At 45.9% G+C, this 17,613-nt stretch carries 20 protein-coding genes and 2 pseudogenes; 3 read left to right on the top strand and 19 right to left on the bottom strand.

Translation table 11 applies throughout. The features are described from left to right. Nucleotides 1-82 precede the first annotated feature (82 nt). Genes DXD06_RS04300 through DXD06_RS04285 form a run of 4 tightly spaced genes read right to left on the bottom strand, consistent with a single transcriptional unit; the run spans nt 83 to nt 2,597 of the window. Nucleotides 83-325, bottom strand: coding sequence for a hypothetical protein (locus DXD06_RS04300; RefSeq protein ID WP_117830783.1), 243 nt, complete (start codon nt 323-325; stop codon nt 83-85). A gap of 4 nt (nt 326-329) precedes the next feature. Then, complete coding sequence (locus DXD06_RS04295) at nt 330-1,094, bottom strand: ABC transporter permease (protein ID WP_117830782.1); 765 nt, start codon at nt 1,092-1,094, stop codon at nt 330-332. A gap of 16 nt (nt 1,095-1,110) precedes the next feature. Continuing rightward, complete coding sequence (locus DXD06_RS04290; RefSeq protein WP_117830781.1) at nt 1,111-1,836, bottom strand: ABC transporter permease; 726 nt, start codon at nt 1,834-1,836, stop codon at nt 1,111-1,113. Beyond that, nucleotides 1,833-2,597, bottom strand: coding sequence for an ABC transporter ATP-binding protein (locus tag DXD06_RS04285; protein ID WP_117830780.1), 765 nt, complete (start codon nt 2,595-2,597; stop codon nt 1,833-1,835). The genes DXD06_RS04290 and DXD06_RS04285 overlap by 4 nt, the downstream gene beginning before the upstream one ends. 156 nt (nt 2,598-2,753) lie before the next feature. Here DXD06_RS04285 and DXD06_RS04280 point away from each other — a divergent pair, with 156 nt between their 5' ends. Together DXD06_RS04280 and DXD06_RS04275 are read left to right on the top strand one after the other, a co-directional pair. Next, nucleotides 2,754-3,455, top strand: coding sequence for a response regulator transcription factor (locus tag DXD06_RS04280; RefSeq protein ID WP_015515120.1), 702 nt, complete (start codon nt 2,754-2,756; stop codon nt 3,453-3,455). 4 nt (nt 3,456-3,459) lie between these two features. Beyond that, the gene (locus DXD06_RS04275; protein ID WP_117830779.1) at nt 3,460-4,824 is read left to right on the top strand and encodes a sensor histidine kinase; all 1,365 of its coding nucleotides are present in this window, start codon (nt 3,460-3,462) and stop codon (nt 4,822-4,824) included. Between the two features lie 145 nt (nt 4,825-4,969). Here the strand turns inward: DXD06_RS04275 and DXD06_RS04270 are convergent. The 14 genes and pseudogenes from DXD06_RS04270 to DXD06_RS04190 all read right to left on the bottom strand — a co-directional run. Beyond that, nucleotides 4,970-5,173: pseudogene (locus DXD06_RS04270) on the bottom strand (sigma-70 family RNA polymerase sigma factor); the annotation flags it as partial. Between the two features lie 540 nt (nt 5,174-5,713). After that, nucleotides 5,714-8,347 (bottom strand): ABC transporter permease, encoded by a 2,634-nt coding sequence (locus DXD06_RS04255; RefSeq protein WP_117830775.1) that lies wholly within the window; start codon nt 8,345-8,347, stop codon nt 5,714-5,716. A 15-nt stretch (nt 8,348-8,362) separates the two neighbouring features. After that, on the bottom strand, nt 8,363-9,028 hold the full coding sequence (locus DXD06_RS04250) for an ABC transporter ATP-binding protein (RefSeq protein WP_040342337.1): 666 nt from the start codon (nt 9,026-9,028) through the stop codon (nt 8,363-8,365). Between the two features lie 143 nt (nt 9,029-9,171). Further along, complete coding sequence (locus tag DXD06_RS04245; protein ID WP_117830774.1) at nt 9,172-10,203, bottom strand: sensor histidine kinase; 1,032 nt, start codon at nt 10,201-10,203, stop codon at nt 9,172-9,174. After that, complete coding sequence (locus DXD06_RS04240; RefSeq protein ID WP_117830773.1) at nt 10,200-10,883, bottom strand: response regulator transcription factor; 684 nt, start codon at nt 10,881-10,883, stop codon at nt 10,200-10,202. The genes DXD06_RS04245 and DXD06_RS04240 overlap by 4 nt, the downstream gene beginning before the upstream one ends. Before the next feature lie 61 nt (nt 10,884-10,944). After that, nucleotides 10,945-11,121 carry a helix-turn-helix domain-containing protein gene (locus DXD06_RS04235; protein WP_117830772.1) on the bottom strand — a complete coding sequence of 59 codons (177 nt, stop codon included), beginning with the start codon at nt 11,119-11,121 and terminating at the stop codon, nt 10,945-10,947. A gap of 121 nt (nt 11,122-11,242) precedes the next feature. Beyond that, nucleotides 11,243-11,656, bottom strand: coding sequence for a sigma factor-like helix-turn-helix DNA-binding protein (locus DXD06_RS04230; RefSeq protein WP_117830771.1), 414 nt, complete (start codon nt 11,654-11,656; stop codon nt 11,243-11,245). A gap of 437 nt (nt 11,657-12,093) precedes the next feature. Next, nucleotides 12,094-12,555 carry a hypothetical protein gene (locus tag DXD06_RS04220; protein ID WP_117830770.1) on the bottom strand — a complete coding sequence of 154 codons (462 nt, stop codon included), beginning with the start codon at nt 12,553-12,555 and terminating at the stop codon, nt 12,094-12,096. 7 nt (nt 12,556-12,562) lie between these two features. Then, entirely contained in the window at nt 12,563-13,342 is a 780-nt protein-coding gene (locus DXD06_RS04215) for an ABC transporter permease (protein ID WP_117830769.1), read from the bottom strand. Nucleotides 13,343-13,344: 2 nt separating this feature from the next. Continuing rightward, the gene (locus DXD06_RS04210) at nt 13,345-14,130 is read right to left on the bottom strand and encodes an ABC transporter permease (protein WP_117830768.1); all 786 of its coding nucleotides are present in this window, start codon (nt 14,128-14,130) and stop codon (nt 13,345-13,347) included. Further along, nucleotides 14,123-15,049, bottom strand: a complete 927-nt coding sequence (locus tag DXD06_RS04205) for an ABC transporter ATP-binding protein (protein ID WP_117830767.1) — start codon at nt 15,047-15,049, stop codon at nt 14,123-14,125. The genes DXD06_RS04210 and DXD06_RS04205 overlap by 8 nt, the downstream gene beginning before the upstream one ends. A 134-nt stretch (nt 15,050-15,183) precedes the next feature. Then, nucleotides 15,184-16,101, bottom strand: coding sequence for a sensor histidine kinase (locus tag DXD06_RS04200; protein ID WP_117830766.1), 918 nt, complete (start codon nt 16,099-16,101; stop codon nt 15,184-15,186). 5 nt (nt 16,102-16,106) lie between these two features. Next, a complete protein-coding gene (locus DXD06_RS04195; protein WP_117830765.1) occupies nt 16,107-16,799 on the bottom strand; it encodes a response regulator transcription factor in 693 nt (230 codons plus the stop codon). Then, nucleotides 16,792-16,980, bottom strand: coding sequence for a helix-turn-helix domain-containing protein (locus DXD06_RS04190; RefSeq protein ID WP_002596317.1), 189 nt, complete (start codon nt 16,978-16,980; stop codon nt 16,792-16,794). Before DXD06_RS04190 ends, DXD06_RS04195 begins: the two co-directional genes overlap by 8 nt. Nucleotides 16,981-17,144: 164 nt before the next feature. Between DXD06_RS04190 and DXD06_RS04185 the strand changes: the two are divergent. Then, nucleotides 17,145-17,216: pseudogene (locus DXD06_RS04185) on the top strand (XRE family transcriptional regulator); the annotation flags it as partial. Nucleotides 17,217-17,480: 264 nt separating this feature from the next. Here the strand turns inward: DXD06_RS04185 and DXD06_RS17690 are convergent. Then, a complete protein-coding gene (locus DXD06_RS17690; protein WP_261291775.1) occupies nt 17,481-17,612 on the bottom strand; it encodes a hypothetical protein in 132 nt (43 codons plus the stop codon). Nucleotide 17,613: the final 1 nt, after the last annotated feature.

Raw genomic sequence — 17,613 nt, 5'->3', positions numbered from 1 at the left:
ACAAAAAAAGCAGTTGAATTTTCAAACTGCTTTTAGCCTTTCTATCTTAAATTATAACTTGTTTTTAGCAAAAATCAATCGTTCACTCCAAGTCTTTGGCGGGTCGTGAGGAAGTATCTTTAATGCTGCGGCTTTCCCTGCTCCGCACACATACCACCGAAAGAATCAGGCCCAGCAGGACAAAAACGACATTGGCTCCGGCCCAAGCGGTTCGGGCTCCATCCGACAGCGAAAGGTGCAGAAGCGATGGGGCAAGAGCCGCCAGCGGTAGGATGCTCACAATGAGCGCAGCGATACTAACTGATTGAAGTTTTTTCTTTTCCATAGTTTTACCTCATTTCTTTTTTCCCAAATTGGGTGACAGCCAGCACGAAAAACAGGCCAAACACTACAACCGCGCATGGCAGGAACGGAAACACCGAAAAAGCGGCGTCGGAAGTTTCTGCTGTAAAGTCATGGAGAGAGCAGGAAACGAGATAACCGCTGTAACAGTACGGGTAGGCGATCCACAGCGGCGTATTCGCAACCAATACACCGGGAATCACAAGCAACAGATTTAATCCCACAGAAAGAAGCGGCTTTTCAAACAGCACAGTGATGGCCCACATAGCCGCAATGCACGGCAGCATAGTCAGAAACAGCCCCAAGCACCATTTCAGAAGATATAGGATCGGCAGGGTTTCTGTTACTCCCATTGTCTGTGTCGCAATCAACCCAGCGATTACAAATACGACAAGAAACGCCACCATCTCCATAAACAGATAAAAGGTAAGCACACAGAATTTGGCAATGGATAATGCGCAGCGGCTGACCGGCAGCGCCAGCATTTTCAGAATCCCGTTATTTCCTGTTTCTCGTCCTGCGATCATCACGCAAACCACGATCATGCTGAATGGAAGCAGATAGTAGGCGTAAACAAGCGCACTTTGAATAAACATGGCAGGCCACGCATTGGTGTATTCCGGTGTAAAGTAGTTGCTCAAACTCGCAACCCCGGAAACCACCACCAATAAAGGTGCAATGAAAATCAGGGGTACGATTTTGGAGCGTTTTACTTTCATAAACTCGATTTTGAGTAAATCCAAAAAGCTCATTTCTTATTATCCCTCCTTACTCGTAGCGTCTGTACTTCGCCAGCCACAAGCCCACAGCAAGGAACAACAGTGTTTCCACCAAAGCGACAAGGGCAACCGTCGAATCAGGCTGGGCGCTCATGGCTACTGCTGGTTTCAGAATAATCACAAAAGGATGCACCAGCAAAAGCGTCAGCCCCGAATTTGCAAGGGCTATACCACTCAGAAAACCGGCAACACCAATTCCAAGCGGCACCCACATATTTTCAAAGCGCGAGGAAATCAACAGCATAAACGACAGTACCGGCATGGATGTGAGAAAAGAGTATCCGGCAAAGCGTACCAGCGTACCCATCTCAAATGCTCCGTCCGGCAAGTCCGTCATTCCAATCTGTGCAAGTGCCAGGTTTTGCAGCACGATTGCAACCAAAAATATGACCGTCAGAATCAGAAATTTGCACAGATACATGGCCGGGACGCTGACGGGAAGCATATACATCTTCTTTACGGCACTTCCCTTAAATTCCATGTTGTAGATCATGCAGGTAGCAACCACGATACCGAACAGATTCAGCACCATAATCATGCCGTAGAGCTGGGTCAACAAGACATCCATCGGGGCCAGCGGCAGATTCAGAAGTGTGTCTTTCCGTACAATGAAATTGACAAATGCGTAGGCGGCTCCCAAGACACCAACGGCCAGCAGCACGGGAATCACGCCGGTTCGCTTTTCTTTCCGAAGTTCGATTGCCAGCGTTTTCATAATTTTGCCCTCTGCTTTCTGTCCATGTTATCTTTCTCAACCATAGAAAGGAACACATCTTCCAGATTGTCCGCAGCGAAGCCGGATTGCAGGGCGTATTGACGCAGATCATTCATGCTGCCTTCAAACAGCAGCCGCCCGTGGTTGAGAATCCCGATGTCATCCGCAATCAACTCGATTTCCGACAGCATATGGGACGAGATCAGCACCGTGCAGTCGTAAAGGCTGGGCAAGGATTTTACCAGATTGCGGATTTCGTGGATACCGGACGGGTCAAGACCGTTTGTGGGTTCGTCCAGAATCAGAATCGGCGGACGCCCCAAGAGTGCCCCGGCAAGGCCCAAACGCTGCTTCATTCCCAGCGAATACTGTTTTGCCAGCCGGTCGCCAAACTCGGTCAGCCCTACCAGTTCCAGAGCATCTTCCACATCAGCTTTCGGCAGTCCCAAAATGCGGCGGATAATGTCAAGATTTTCCCGCCCGGTGAGATTCGCGTAGAAAGACGGCGCTTCGATGAATGAGCCGATTTCTTTGAGAATGGCAATCCGATCCTGCGGAAACTGTTTCCCATCAATGGTAAAGCTGCCTTTTGTGGGAGCGGTCAACCCCAACAGCATTTTCATGGTAGTGGATTTGCCTGCCCCGTTCGGGCCAAGAAAACCATAAATGCTGCCCTTGCGAATATGAAGCGAAACATGATTGACCGAAGTGAAGTTCTTATATTTCTTGGTCAACTGTTCCGTTGTAATGATATAGTCCATAGAAACATCTCCTTTCGATGCTTCTATGGTACAACTTCAACCTGACATCTACATTCTCCCGTCCTTACTTTTACCTTACTTTTCAAGGAACAAGAACGCAGAATGGACAGCCCATGATATAATAGAAACAAATAAAATCAGATTGGAGAAACTGCTATGGATAATTCCTTTTTACATACTAAAAGGCTCCTGTTGGTAGATGATGAACAGGAACTATTGAAAATGGTTTCAGATATATTGAAAGATGCAGGATTTGAAACTGTCCTTACCGCAATGACGGTCAAAGAAGCTATTTTGACCGCAAAAGAGGAAACTCCCGATTTAATTGTTTTGGATGTCATGCTGCCGGATGGGGATGGCTTTTCTCTGATGCAACATTTCCGCACTTTTACCAATGTGCCGATCATTTTCTTAACAGCAAAGGACGAAGCAGCAGACAAATTATCGGGATTGGGGCTTGGTGCAGATGACTACATTTCTAAGCCCTTTATGCCGCAGGAACTGTTACTGCGTATCTATGCGGTACTGCGGCGGACCTACAAAGAGGATTCACCGCTGCTTGTTTTGGATGGATGTACGATTGATTTCAGCCGGGCCGAAGTCCATAAGGGCAGCGAGATTATCTCCCTGACAGCCAAAGAACATACTTTACTTGAAACGCTTGCCCGTAATGCTGGAAAGATCGTTACCGTAGATGCGCTTTGTGAAGCCCTCTGGGGGGATAATCCTTTTGGCTACGAAAACAGCCTCAATGCTCATGTCCGGCGCGTCCGGGAAAAGATTGAAACCGATCCATCAAAACCCGTGTCCCTGATAACCATTAAAGGATTAGGCTATAAGCTGATAGCAAGGAAGTGATGTCATGAAATCATTCGGAAGTTATATATCTAAATATCTTGTGTCGTTCGTTGCCTTTATTCTGATATTGCTTTTTCTTAATGCAGTAGTATTCGGTCTGACTTTTCAAAAGATTGTGACCGAGGATTATGGCGATTCATCCCCGCAAGCCATGTTGGAAATGACTGCTACCGCCGCTACGCCGGAACAATTATCGGATGAGGCGGTGCAAATGCTCCGACAGAATCATATTTGGGCGATCTACTTGAACACAGATGGTCAATGTTATTGGTCGGTTGATTTGCCGGACAATGTGCCGAAAAATTACACAATTCAAGATGTCGCACTATTTTCAAAAGGGTATATTGAGGATTACCCGGTTTTTATTTGGAACACCGATGATGGGTTGTTGGTGCTGGGCTATCCCACAGACAGCTACACAAAACTCACCAGCAATTACTATTCCATTGCAGCACTTCAACGACTCCCCATCTTTGTGCTGGGGATGCTTGGCTTGGATGTGCTGTGCCTCTTTTCAGCCTATTACTTTTCCAAACGCAGAATCATTCACAATACCGAACCGATTGTGTCCGCTGTGGAAACTTTGGCAGACGGAAAGCCAGTTTCACTTCATATCAGCGGAGAACTATCAGAAATTGCAAGCAGTGTAAACAAAGCTTCTTCCATTTTGAATAGGCAAAATGAAGCGCGGGCGAACTGGATCAGCGGCGTTTCCCATGACATCCGCACACCTCTCTCCATGATTATGGGGTATGCGGGCCGTATTGCAGAAAGTAAAGCTGCCAGCAAGAGCATCCGTGAACAGGCGGAAATAGTACGGAAGCAAAGTGTAAAAATCAAAGAGCTGGTGCAGGATTTGAATTTAGTATCGCAGTTGGAATATGAGATGCAGCCGCTTCATAAAGAGATGGTTCGCTTATCCAAACTACTGCGATCCTATGTAGCAGACCTGTTGAATACAGGAATTTCCGATAGCTACAACATCGGAATTAAGATCACTCCTGACGCCGAAAATGCTGTGTTGGAATGTGATGCCAGATTGATTTCGCGGGCTGTAAACAACCTTGTCCAGAACAGCATGAAACACAATCCACAGGGCTGTGAAGTCTGCCTTTCGCTTACAGCATCGCAAAACCATCTTATCTTGGCGGTTACGGATAACGGAACGGGCCTGTCTGCTGAAAAGCTGCAAGAGCTGGAAGAAAAACCGCATTATATGGAAAGCACAGATGAACGGCTTGATTTAAGACATGGGCTTGGATTGCTGATTGTCCAACAAGTCGCCATAGCTCATAACGGCAATTTCAAACTTACTAATGTTTTCCCGAAAGGGTGTGAAGCTACTTTAATATTCCCGTATATTGGATAAACAGGCAAGTACAAATCTATAAGAAAACGCCAGCTGCAGAGGTGATACGCCCCTGGATCTGGCGTTTTCTTAATAAGCGCACTTCAAATCGGTATAACCTTCTTATTAACACTGACAAAAAACAGGCGCATCAAATGAAACTTTATCAAAAATATTTTCCGAGCTGTTTTAAGCCACGCCGGATGCTGTCTCGGACACGGCTTGGATCTACACCTTCTACTTCGGCAATTTCATTTACCGTCATTCCCAGATAGTATCGGGCATAAATTCGCTTTGCCTGTTTCTCCGGCAGCTTCATCACAGCGGCATAGACCTGCTCCCGAAACTGTTTTTCCTCCAGAACCATCTCCGAAAAAATGGCAACAAAAAACGCCAGATTTCCGCGATGGAAAACTGGCGCGCCAAAAACAGCCACTATTATACCGAATTACATGGAACGATAATGCCGATGCAATGTTATACTTGCCCGGAGGAGGAGCAATGCTTTTTTTAACTGATGTAGATCATGCGAACTTTGAAAAAGCAAAAGATACACGGCAAAATAACCTCCAATCGGCTACCGTGTCCCTGCAAGTCGTCATTGGTTTGTGTAGACGCAAAGAAACGGCGGCTCTGATTTCTCAAAGCCACCGTTACAAAGTGCATAACAATATAGTCGCTGTACGATGGCTTTTTTTCTTTTGCTATCGTGCGGCAACTTTTTCACTTTTCTTTTATCTTAACAGGCAATCCTCACAGAAATGTCACGGACATACGCCATTTCGACAAAATAACAAGCTGAAATCTCACCAATCTGTGAGATTTCAAATTTTTTGAGGAAAGCCGAGAGGAAATGCCTCCTCCCGGCTTTCAATAGGTTTATGATTATTTATTGTAGCAATCTCTGCCGTTACTCCGAAGTCCTCAGCCGTTCCACCACAGTTCCCTTGTTAAAGAAGTGGAGAACAATCAGCGGAATGACCGCAGCCAGCAGCAGATAAAGCACACCAATGACCAGAACAGGAACCAATGTAATGTTCAGGGTAAAGAACCACATGGAGGGGCCATTTAATGCGCTCTTTAGCACCGTGACTGCCAGGATCGCTGCGGCTGCTCCGCCAATAATGTCTGCGCCGACGGCATAATAGATGCCCTCATAGACCATCAGGCGGCGAAGCTGCTTGCCGGTCATACCGATGCTTTGCATGGTAGCGAACTCATGGCGGCGGGTGATGATGTTGGTAATAATCATGTTGGTAAAGTTGATCAGTCCCGCAAAGGCCATGATGCAGCCAATCAAACCGCCGATAACCAGAATCATGCTGCGGACCGAATCAAGTTGCTCTTTCAACAGCTTGGTGGAAGTATAGGCAACCGAAGTATTTTCGCTCACATAGCTGCTCAAGAATTCTTCCATCTGCGGCTGCAAGGCTTCCTCCACATTGAATCCATAAGTCAGAAGCGTGGGAGCGTCATAGATTTCCTTGAATACAGTGTCTGGCAGATATACAAAAGGAGCATCACCGGCGATGTGTGCCTGAGCGGTAGTGCCTGTGGGCGTTTCTGTTTCTGTTCCCACGAGAATCGCTTTTGCAAGGATGGTGCTGGTTTTGACCAGTTCCCCATCCTTGTAGAAGGAAATGCTCTCCCCGACCTGTAACTGATCGGTCAGCGGAGTGTTATTTGGTTCCTCTGTCAATTTGTCGATGGGGCAACCAATAATGACATATTCTCCGGTAGCCATTTTCTGCGTTAAGGTTTCGGCATCTTCTTCGCCTTCAAAAATACGCATATCCGCCCAGAAATTCTCGGAGGCTCCCATCACATTACCAAAATAGCGCCTTTCGGTATCAGAACTTGTGTACAGGCTATATCCCTGATAGCTTTGATTTACGACGCCTTCTTCCTCATGGAATAGCTCTATGCCGCTTAAATCTTCAAACCCATAGTCAACCAACACATTTCTATCGTCTTTTGTATTTCGGTAAAGATAGCGTTCATCCTCAACTCCGGGCTGTCCGGCAATCAGATCCACTGCCTGTTGTGAGAGCGTATCTTCATGGTGCTGAACGCCCTCCATTACATTAAATGCGGCGGAGTTATAGACATTAAAATCTGTTCTGGTAACACGGTTTACCCACTTTTCTTCATCAAGGCTTTGCGTCACAATGATGATAGAGTTAAACAGGACGATGCACAGAAGCAGGGAAATAATGATAAACGCTGAACGCCGGCGATTGCGCCCCAGGTTGGAAAAGGCCATGCGGGACAGCTTTACTCTATTGGTACGCTTGGCACTGCTCTTTTTATAGGCGTTCTGCTCGGTGTAGCGGATCGCCTCCAGAGGAGAAATCTTTGCCGCCTTTTTTGCAGGCTTCCGGGTGCTGATAAGCACGGTCAAAATTGTAAAGAGAGCGGCAATAACAAAGATCAGGGGCGAGGTCGATACGGATGTACCCACCATAGAGTATTCAAGGTTAATGATCTCTGTCACGATAGGAAGCAGCACCCAACCGGCAAAGAAACCGGCAATCAGACCAATAGGCAGTCCGATCAGCGTGAGCCAGACCGCCTGACGGTTCACAATGCTCTTGATCTGCCGTGTGGAAGTTCCAATCGTCCGCAGCAGACCGTATTGACGAACATCCTGCATCACGGAAATATCAAAGATATTGTAGATCAGCAGGTATCCGCACACGACAAACATCAGGATAAATACAACAGCAGGCACGATGGACTCTGATGAAGTCAATCCCTGGGACATTTGATTTTCGGAGGCGAGAATGAAATTGTCTGCGCCCATATCCTCTGGATTGCCGCCAATGGAGTAAACGAACTCATTCAACTGCTGCTGAACATTTGCTTTATTCTTCAGCACGACATCGGAAAAAGTAACGCCGGACATTACATGGTCTACCGCATAAGTGTTCTGAACCACATCGGGATTTTCTTTTATAAACTGCTCTGAAACAGTCGCAACGCTCACAGAGTCATTGCTTGCTTCCCACCAGCCGGAAAGCACCATATCGTAATGATAAGTTTTCCCCCGCAGTTCAAATTCTAACGGAACCTCTGCGCCGATCTCAGGTTCTACACCCAGCGCCTTCAGCGCCAAATCCGTAGTGGCGATCTCATTCGCTTTCTCCGGTGCAGCTCCGTGGGTAGGCACACAGAAGGTCAGTTCCTGCTGCACACTATCTTCATAATTGATTTCAATGGAATGGCTGGAAGTGTTGCTTGCATAGCCAATGATACGCCGGTGTCCTGCCTGGTCCACAAAATCGCTGTTTACAAGCTGCTCGTACTGTTTCTCCGTCATATACCCCAAAGTGCCATCCGCCTTGCTGCCTTTCTGCATTTGCAGAGAGAGTTGGATGGAGGACGCCATATTGAACGCCAGGGAAGTGATAGAGGTAAACAGGAAAGCAGTCAGGATAATTGCCAGCAGTGCAGCCAGATTGCGTACCTTATTCTTCTTGAAATAGCGTTTGGATAGCTTGGTAATTACTTTGGAATTATTGTTGCCAAATAGAATGTCATTCATAGTCCCGCCCCCCCTTTACTGCACGATCTTACCATCCTCGATCCGAATAATGCGGTCGGCAAGCTGGGCGATCTCACTGTTATGGGTAATCATTACGAGGGTCTGGTGGAATTTCTGGCTGGTAGTTTTCAGAAGCCCCAGCACATCGGCGCTGGTCTTGCTGTCCAGGTTGCCTGTGGGTTCATCAGCCAAGACAATAGCGGGCTTTGACACCAAGGCGCGGGCAATGGCTACGCGCTGCTGCTGGCCGCCGGAGAGGTTATTGGGCATATTGTTCAGCTTATCCTCAAGCCCCAGCATCTGCACTACTTCGTTCATAAACTTCTTGTCTACCTTGTTTCCGTCCAGCTCCACAGGCAACACAATATTTTCAAAGACATTCAGCACCGGTACCAGATTGTAGTTCTGGAAGATAAAGCCGATCTTTCTTCTGCGGAAAACGGTCAGTTCCTCGTCTTTGAGTTTGGACAGCTCCTTGCCATCCACGACCACCTGGCCGGAGGTGGGCACATCCAATCCGCCGATCATGTTCAGCAGCGTGGATTTACCACTGCCGGAGGTTCCTACGATAGCTACAAATTCTCCTTTTTCAATAGAGAGGGTCACACCATCCAAGGCTCTGGTAATGTTCGGCTCTGCACCATAATATTTTTTCAGTTCAGTCGTTTGCAAAATGCTCATAGAGAACACCATCCTTTCTTTTTGATAAACCCATTGTAACGACCAAACCTCACAGAAATGTCACGAGCCACAAAAAATTTCCGCTAAATTCAGCCCCAAATGTCACGAATCTGTGACATTTCAATTTTCGGGGTGTGCTTACTCTACTTTCGGAGCAGGAAAACAGAAAAGGTTGAGCCTTTCCCAACCTCAGACGCTACCCGGATATAACCGCCCTGCAAGGTCACAATCTCACGGGCCAGATACAGACCGATTCCAATACCGTCCACATCATGCACCACATCTTCCCGATAAAACCGCTTGAAAATCGTCCCCTGGTGCTGCTCTGAAATGCCGATGCCGGTATCGGCAATGTCGATCTTCACATACATTTCCCAGCCTTCCACCGACACACGGATCTGCCCGCCTGCCGGGGTGTATTTCACAGCATTATCCAGAATGTTGAACAGGGCTTCGCTTGTCCATTTTCTATCATGGCGTGCATCCAAATGCTCCGGGCATTCCACCTGCACATCTATCTTTTTCTTTTCGGCATTGAGCAAAATCCCGCCTAGGGCAGCGGCAAGGGTATCGTAAACCGGTTGCTGTCTCTGCTCCAGCGAAATGACTCCCGTTTCCAGTCGGGAGGTTTTAATCATGGCTTGCATGAGGAAGCCCAGCTTATCAAGCTGGCTGGCCTGGGCTGTCAGAAATTCCTTTTGCTTCTGCGGAGGAACCTCATTTTCAAGCAGCGTGTTGTTGATCATCTTCAAGTTGGCAATCGGGGTCTTGACCTGATGGGAGATGTCAGAGATCAGCTCTTGCAGGTCAGCCCGTTCCTTTGCGATGCTATTTTTATTTTCCTGCATGACCTCGTACAGCCGCCCCAGCCGGTAGTTGATTTTATAGAACAGGCTTTCTTCCTCAACCGTCTGCTTCGGCTGCATATCCCCGGAGAGCATATCATCCATCTGACCACAAAAGGCATCGGAGAACCGAACCAGCTTCCGGCGGATCAGAGCCACAAAGAAGATAACGCAGAGCAGTACAAAGAGACTGAACAGGAACACACACCGGACAGCGGTTATATTCTGGGTCAGCAGATAAACAGCGGCGCAGACTGCACCAACCGCCAGCAGCAAAAGCGTTCCCAAAAGGATACAGGCTTTGTTGATGGAGAGTTTTCGCATATTCATTTCGATGCCCCTCCGATCCACATATAGCCCATGCCGTACACCGTCTTGATGTACTGGCATCCCTCTGTTTCAATTTTGTTCCGCACCCGGCTGATGGCCGCAGTCAGGGCGTGTTCATCCACAAAGTTTCCATCGGCATCCCACAGCTTTTCAAGCAGCACCTGCCTGGTCAAAACATTCTGCGGATTTTTGGTCAGTATTTTCAACAGCCGGTATTCCAACGGAGTGAACACCAACGGCTTACCGGACAGGGAAGCAGTCATCTCCGAGAAATTGATGGACAGCGCACCATCCTCATAGCAATCGCCTCCAGACTGTTTCGCCAACCGCCCCAGCACCACGGACAGCTTTTTTTGAAAGACGCTCATAGGAAATGGCTTGGTCACATAGTCCTCCGCGCCCAGCTCATATCCTTTGAGCATATCACTTTCCATATCGTTTGCGGTCAGGAAGATCACCGCCGTATCCGGCCGACGCTCCTTTACCTCACGGCAGAAATCAAAGCCATTCCCATCCGGCAGGTTTACATCCAGCACGATCAGGTCATAGTCCTGCTTGGTCAGAAAGTTACTGGCTGCTGATTTTGTCAATGCAGAGTCCACGACATAGCCCGCAGTATCCAGGTTATAGCACAAGGTATTATTCAAAAGTCGATCATCCTCGACTACTAAAATTCGCATTGTATCACACTCCTTCATTCTTAGTGTAACATCCAAATGTCACAGAAACCTCACGAGAGGATTATTTTTTTGTATTTTTGAAACGACGGTCTGCCGGTTTCTCTGCATCCTTGGGAATCAGCCAAATTGTAGCCATCTTTACAGCGCCGGGGATACGCCCACCGGTACACAGATAATTGATCTGCCTTGGGGTAACACCCCATTTTTCACTTGCTTCTTTCAGCGTCATATAATCCATATAGTTTCCCTCCAATATGGCTTATTATATTTCTTTCGCTCGAAGAATACAAGGATGCAAATGGGGCGCAAGGCCCTGTGCCAGAAGCACTTTGAGACCTTGCGCCCTTTGTTATTCTATCCTAAAAATACTTTGCCAGCTGCTTCAGACCACGCCGGATACTGTCACGAACACGGCTTGGGTCTACATCCTCCGCTGCGGCAATCTCGCTTACACGCATCCCCAGGTAATACCGGGCATAGATCCGCTTAGCCTGCTTCTCCGGCAGAGCCATCACAGCGGCATAGAGTTGCTCCCGCAGCTGCTTTTCCTCCAGAAGCATTTCCGGCGTCTGGGGCTTCATCAGGATCGCATTTTCAATGCCGTTATCACAGTCCAGGGAGTAATGCGCTTTATAGCGATACATCCTCCGGTCATAAGCAGCTTCCGCACGCTCAGCGGCTCGGAGCGTCTCCAGCACATCTTCGGTTACTTCTACAAAGTGATCGCTTTTGTAAACATCGGGATATAAGTCCCTAAGATTGACTTTCTTCATTATGTACCTCCATTTCGATTCACGGGTTTGTCAACGGGTGAACCGAGTGGAGGCGGGGATCGGCAGTGACATACTTCGGGAGCTTTCCCGAAAAATCGACAATAAAAAGCGCCAGCTCCCTGTAATGGGAAACCGGCGCGACAAAAACACCTATTATTCTGCTGATTTAGATAGAATGATAATGCTGATTGGTAGTCATACCTCCCCGGAGGAGGGGCAAGGCTTTTTTTAATTGGTGCAGCTCATGGGTGCTATGAATGACGAAAATTGACATGGCGGTATCCTCCCATATACCGCCCTCCTGATTGCATGAGAATCAGTCTGAAAATCAAAAAGAAACGGCGGCTCTGATCTTCTCAAAGCCGCCGTTTCATAGGCGCATGGAAATGTGTCTGCTCTACGACGGCTTTTTTCTTTTGCCGTCGTCCGGCAGAATGTTATTCAATATTTAATTCAATGCTTCCTGTGAAACTCTCGCATTCAATTCCGATATAATTTCCACCATCAGGAAGTGTAATTGTGTCACTATAAGTTCCGGTTGCTTCAATCAACGTGACTGCTTCATCTGATCCAGAAATCCAGAATACTTTTGCAGTACCTTCCGTAATCTCCAAGGTGCAATCAATGGGCAGCTCCTTACCGGATTCTCTCTTTATGGAAGTTCCTCCGAACAAATACTCTGTACCTGAAAAGTTCGCATAATCAGCCGTATAAGTCCCTGTATAATCATCAATTCCTTTTTCTTTTTCCCCTTGCAGTGACGATTTCCCTGTCAGTTCTATGGAGCCCGCAGACTGAACAATGTTATTGTAATGATTGAGAATTTCATCTTTTGAGCAGCCAGCAAGCATAAAACTTCCCAAAAGGACAAATGCCAATGCTAAAACTATTTTCTTCATAAAATCATCACCAGCCTTTCTTTGGTGCTACCTTTTTGGCCTTTTTCTTTGTTTGGATTGCTTCTCGCTCTTTCATGCACAAAATCAAGATGGCAGAAATAACGACAGCAAGCACAAGACTGCAGGAACAGGTTACGATATTCCAGTTGACTGCGGTATCATAGCTACGGTAGCCTACCATTCCGAGACTTGCGGTAATCGGATAAAGGTTTGCCAATGTCATATTTCCTGCGGCAAACATCCCTCCATATCCATAGACAAAAGCAATGATTACACCGACTAAAAAGCTGCCTGCCCTCCGACAAGTAAGAGCGATAATCGGCAGAACCGCAAGATATAAAAAGAAATTAACCGCAGTAATCTGCAAGGCTGCTTTTAGAGCCAAGGAAATCTCAAAGCCTGGAAATCCCACAATCATTTCCGCTATGATTGTAAACATGCTGCATATCAGCCCGAAAATAATAGACAATACGCCGCACACAATCAATTTTCCGGTCAGCAGCTTCTTAAAAGAGATCGGCACAGTCAGAATATTTTTCAATGTATCATCCGTCTGCTCACGAGAAATCATATATCCAGCAATTAGGCTGATACACATCGGAAAAATCATGGACATATTGTTTTTGATGACCTGTTCTGTAAGATAGGCGAAATCCCAAACGGAACCATCATTCGCCATAGAGGTAAACAAGGTCAGCAGGACGGATAGGAGCATGAGTGCAACGCCCGTCCAAAGAATATGATACCTTTTCAATTTATAAAATTCTGTTTTTACAATGCGAACCATGTTTATTCCCCCCTCTGCTTATATAATCTGTCAATTAGTAAGAACGAAACCAATGCCATGATCCCAAGAATGAATACAACTTGAAATGTTGAAGGAATTAGCCCTGTCATTTGCTCCAAGTCCATTTTTATTCCATGAGCCGCCATATCTCCCGCACTCCAAAATGTAGTCAGTGGCGTGGGCAGAAGCCATAACATAGTTTTAGGCAGTGTGTCAAACAATGCCGTAGCACTCATGTTCAGAACGCTGTAAAAGACACACAACAAAATGGAAAAAACATAGGTCTTACTGAAAAAGACAACAAGGACAATCAACGGGAGTGTTCCTGCCGTAATGAAGATCCCCGTTTCAACCGCTAAAAACAATTTATAGCCTATTCCATAAACTTCTAATGTTCCAAATCCGCAAAGAATTGTTGCAATGGTAGAAGCCACGCAAAAAACAATTCCAAAGATAAAAAGGACAATAATCTTTGCAAGTACCATTTGCGTGCTAGTTACGGGAATTGTACGCAGATTTTTGAATGTATCGTTGTCGCGTTCCATAAAAAACAGAATAGCGGCAATCACTCCGATAATGCAGGGCAGTAAAAACTGGATACCATATCCCAACACCATGTTAAATAGTCCATCGAAAGCATCTGCCCGATCCGTATATCGCTCCATCATAGAGGGCGTTGTCATCAGATAAGTCAGCGGGATTGGAAACAGGAAAGCAGCCAGAATAATCAGCGGAATAAATTTCTTCCGTTTCAATTTCAAAAATTCGCATTTGATTAGTTTAAGCAATTCCTTCGCCCCCTGTCACACGCTTGAAGTAATCTTCAAGACTTTCTTCACAGGTATGTGCTTCTGATACCTCCAATCCGTTTTCTACAAAAGCAGTTACAATTTTCCCCACGGGTAGCTCCATATTGTGTAGACGCAGATTGTGGTCGTCCTGTATGGAAAAATGGTTTTCATGGAAATTGCGTTCCAAAATTCTTGCCGCCTGTGCAGTATCCGAAAGCGTAAAACGGATATGCTTACTGCTTTTTTGCTCCAGCTCAGCAAGGCTTTCTTCTTCCAGCAATGCGCCGTGGTCGATAATTCCAATATCGTCAGCCAGCAAGGAAATCTCCGAAAGAATGTGACTGGAAATCAAAATGGTTTTTCCTCGCGCGTCACAAAGCTCACGAATAAAGGAACGTACTTCTGCAATACCGATGGGATCGAGGCCGTTGATCGGCTCATCCAAAATCAAAAGCTCCGGATCGTGCATAACGGCAAGGGCGATGGCAAGCCGCTGCTTCATACCAAGAGAATACTGTGAAAAGAGCTTTTTATCTTTGTAGGGCAGTCCTACCAAATCCAGAGCGTCTTTGATGGCATGATTGTTTGGTACGCCCCGCAGGGTAGCAAAGATACGCAGGTTCTCTGTGCCGGTCAGGTTGGGATAAAAGCCGGGGGACTCGATCAGACTGCCAATACGGGGCAGCAACTTCTTTTCATTCCCCTGTAAAGACTTTCCCCAGATTTTGACCTCACCGGAAGTAGGCTTCGTTAAGCCCAACAGCATTTTCATGGTAGTGGTTTTTCCGGCTCCGTTTCTGCCCAGCAGACCGTAAATTCTCCCACGCTTCACATGGATATTTAAGTCAACCACACTCTTTTGTGAGCCGTATTGCTTCGTCAGGTTTTTTGTTTCAATGATATAATTTGTATCCATATTCAAAACCTCCTGTTCTGTAAGGTATTCTATCATGCCAACCTTGCATTAACCTTGCCGCAACCTTGCATTAACCTTGCAATTTGAAATCCAGTAAAATGACAAAGGCTCCCGCCATAAAGACGGGAACCCGCTTAACTCTCCAAAGGAAAAAGCAACATAAATTCAGTTCCTTTTCCCGGCAAACTTTCAACTGTTATACTCCCACCCATCTTTTCTACAAGCTGATGGACAATAGAAAGACCAAGACCGCTTCCTTTTTCAGACCGTCCTTTGTCACACTTATAGAGCCGTTCAAAAATGTGTTTCAAATCTTCCTTCTCAATTCCCACTCCATTATCTGCCAGCAGCAGCTCCATGTTATTTTCCTTCTTTGACAGGGCAATTTTGATTTTGTCTGCATGGCTGTGAGCGATTACATTTTGAATGAGATTATTGACAATCCTCATATAGCTGTCCATATCCAATCTTACCCGGACAGGCTGTTCGGGAATATCGATGTCATACTCAACCTGTTTATCCTCAAAAATCGGTATCCAGTCAATGAGGATATTTCTTGTCAGCTCTGCGGCCTCAACGCTCTGGATTTCCAAAGCAAACTCGTTTGAATTTAACTTGAACCAGTCAAAGAGTACATCAATATATTCTTTCAGATCATGGGCTTTCCGGCGGGCGGTTTCAATATAATCATCCCGGTCTTTTCCTGTGACCAGTCCTTTGTGTGCAGCGTCAAGATACCCAAGCAGAGTAGTAAGGGGCGTTCGCACATCATGGGAAAGGCTCGTCATAAGTTGGCGGTTGGTTTCTTCTGTCTGCCGTACAGTTGAAAGTCTGCTTTCATAGGCCACAACGATCTCGTTGATTTCATAGGCAAGAGGTGCTGTCAGTTCATTTGTTGCAGATAGAATACGACGGTTGCCATTTCCGTTTTTCACATCAACCAGCACATCGGTCATTTCTGCTATTTGTTTTTTTACACGCCGAACGAGAACGATGGCAGTCAATACAGCCACAACAGCAATCACAATGGACAAGAATACGATGATTTCCATGCTGACTACACCTCCTTGTTAAACCGGTAGCCAATCCCTTTGACCGTTTGTATATACTTTGGGCTTGAAGGATTAACTTCTAATTTTTTACGAAGTCGGCTGATAATCGCCATAATGTTACTGTCATCATAGAAATATTCTTCGCCCCATACTTCCTCATAAATCTGCTGTTTGGTCAAAATTTTCCCTTGATGTTTTGCACAGTACAGGAGCAAATCAAATTCCTTTGGGGGCAGTTCAAAAGTGCCGTTTGATGTAGTAACAGAACGACTTTCAAGGTCAATCTGCAATCCGTCAAAATTTAGCTTTTGTATGGCTCCAGCTTGCTGATTAAAGCGAGTGTAGCGGCGAATAAGAGATGCAATACGGGCAATCAGTTCATCCATATCAAACGGTTTTGTAAGATAATCGTCCGCTCCGGCCCGTAAGCCCCGTACTTTAGAAATGCTGTCATTTTTAGATGTGAACATCAAAATCGGCAGACTGTTCTCTTTGCGGATTTCTTCCAGCGTTTCAAAGCCATCCATACCAGGCATCATCACATCCAGCACCACAAGCTGATACTCCTGCTCTCTTAATTTTTGTAAGCCCTCTTTTCCGGTATTACAAAAATCAGCTTCTATGTTTTCTGCTTGTACGCTACGTTTAATCAAAGCGCACAGTTCTCTGTCATCATCTATAATCAGGATTTTATTCATGGTGCAACCCCTTCCCTTGTTTTGTCCTTCCGTCAATCGGCTTTTCTGCGTTCTTTGGGATCAGCCAAACACCAGCCATCTTTACAGCGCCGGGGATACGCCCAGCAGCGCAATAGTAATTTACTCTACGAGGTGTCACGCCCCATTTTTCGGCGGCCTCTTTTAGTGTCATATAATCCATTCTGCACCTCCACAGAGTACATTATAGTTCTTTGTCTCGAACAATACAAGTTTATCACCAATTGTAGCTCTATAAAATCGGCATAATCATACTGATTGTTAGGTATAATAAGGTCATTCCATCATATAAACCGGAACGATACAATATTATTGAGGTGAACGATTATGCCGATTGATGATTTAACTGCTTTGGGGCAAAAAATGCGGGAAGCCCGAAAGAATAAAGAACTGACAGAGTTGTCCGAGAAATTTGAAACAAATTGAGCCAGTGAGAGAATCGTTAAAATTCACTCACTGGCTCTTTTCATTTTAAGAGAGCTAGTTCGTCTAACACTATATGTATCATCAAATGAAAATTTATCTGTTTTATAATTTCTTCACGAAACATTATTTCCAACTGAATAAGAAATATTTTTTACTTATTTCCATATTACGCTTTGCCTTCGTTCAAATAACCCAGGCTTGTTCAAAAAACCTGATGGATATGCACTGACAAAATCATTATCTTTTTTTCCTAACCACATGAACAATTATAGCAATCACAACGATTGCGGCAACCATGCCAATTAGGGGGAGCCATGTGTCTACGATACTTTGAAACACAGCCTCCCATTTTACATTTTCAGGTAACATG

Source organism: Roseburia sp. TF10-5, from assembly GCF_003462365.1.
In the GTDB taxonomy this organism is placed as follows: Bacteria; Bacillota; Clostridia; order Lachnospirales; family Lachnospiraceae; genus Roseburia; species Roseburia faecis.
The sequence above is the reverse complement of the archived record's forward strand: the minus strand, read 5'-3'. Positions and strand labels throughout refer to the sequence as shown.

What these genes read in the sequence shown, in the direction of transcription:
- DXD06_RS04300 (WP_117830783.1), bottom strand. Translation starts at nt 325, where the DNA reads ATGGAAAAGAAAAAACTTCAATCAGTTAGTATCGCTGCGCTCATTGTG.
- DXD06_RS04295 (WP_117830782.1), bottom strand. Translation starts at nt 1,094, where the DNA reads ATGAGCTTTTTGGATTTACTCAAAATCGAGTTTATGAAAGTAAAACGC.
- DXD06_RS04290 (WP_117830781.1), bottom strand. Translation starts at nt 1,836, where the DNA reads ATGAAAACGCTGGCAATCGAACTTCGGAAAGAAAAGCGAACCGGCGTG.
- DXD06_RS04285 (WP_117830780.1), bottom strand. Translation starts at nt 2,597, where the DNA reads ATGGACTATATCATTACAACGGAACAGTTGACCAAGAAATATAAGAAC.
- DXD06_RS04280 (WP_015515120.1), top strand. Translation starts at nt 2,754, where the DNA reads ATGGATAATTCCTTTTTACATACTAAAAGGCTCCTGTTGGTAGATGAT.
- DXD06_RS04275 (WP_117830779.1), top strand. Translation starts at nt 3,460, where the DNA reads ATGAAATCATTCGGAAGTTATATATCTAAATATCTTGTGTCGTTCGTT.
- DXD06_RS04255 (WP_117830775.1), bottom strand. Translation starts at nt 8,347, where the DNA reads ATGAATGACATTCTATTTGGCAACAATAATTCCAAAGTAATTACCAAG.
- DXD06_RS04250 (WP_040342337.1), bottom strand. Translation starts at nt 9,028, where the DNA reads ATGAGCATTTTGCAAACGACTGAACTGAAAAAATATTATGGTGCAGAG.
- DXD06_RS04245 (WP_117830774.1), bottom strand. Translation starts at nt 10,203, where the DNA reads ATGAATATGCGAAAACTCTCCATCAACAAAGCCTGTATCCTTTTGGGA.
- DXD06_RS04240 (WP_117830773.1), bottom strand. Translation starts at nt 10,883, where the DNA reads ATGCGAATTTTAGTAGTCGAGGATGATCGACTTTTGAATAATACCTTG.
- DXD06_RS04235 (WP_117830772.1), bottom strand. Translation starts at nt 11,121, where the DNA reads ATGGATTATATGACGCTGAAAGAAGCAAGTGAAAAATGGGGTGTTACC.
- DXD06_RS04230 (WP_117830771.1), bottom strand. Translation starts at nt 11,656, where the DNA reads ATGAAGAAAGTCAATCTTAGGGACTTATATCCCGATGTTTACAAAAGC.
- DXD06_RS04220 (WP_117830770.1), bottom strand. Translation starts at nt 12,555, where the DNA reads ATGAAGAAAATAGTTTTAGCATTGGCATTTGTCCTTTTGGGAAGTTTT.
- DXD06_RS04215 (WP_117830769.1), bottom strand. Translation starts at nt 13,342, where the DNA reads ATGGTTCGCATTGTAAAAACAGAATTTTATAAATTGAAAAGGTATCAT.
- DXD06_RS04205 (WP_117830767.1), bottom strand. Translation starts at nt 15,049, where the DNA reads ATGGATACAAATTATATCATTGAAACAAAAAACCTGACGAAGCAATAC.
- DXD06_RS04200 (WP_117830766.1), bottom strand. Translation starts at nt 16,101, where the DNA reads ATGGAAATCATCGTATTCTTGTCCATTGTGATTGCTGTTGTGGCTGTA.
- DXD06_RS04195 (WP_117830765.1), bottom strand. Translation starts at nt 16,799, where the DNA reads ATGAATAAAATCCTGATTATAGATGATGACAGAGAACTGTGCGCTTTG.
- DXD06_RS04190 (WP_002596317.1), bottom strand. Translation starts at nt 16,980, where the DNA reads ATGGATTATATGACACTAAAAGAGGCCGCCGAAAAATGGGGCGTGACA.
- DXD06_RS17690 (WP_261291775.1), bottom strand. Translation starts at nt 17,612, where the DNA reads ATGTTACCTGAAAATGTAAAATGGGAGGCTGTGTTTCAAAGTATCGTA.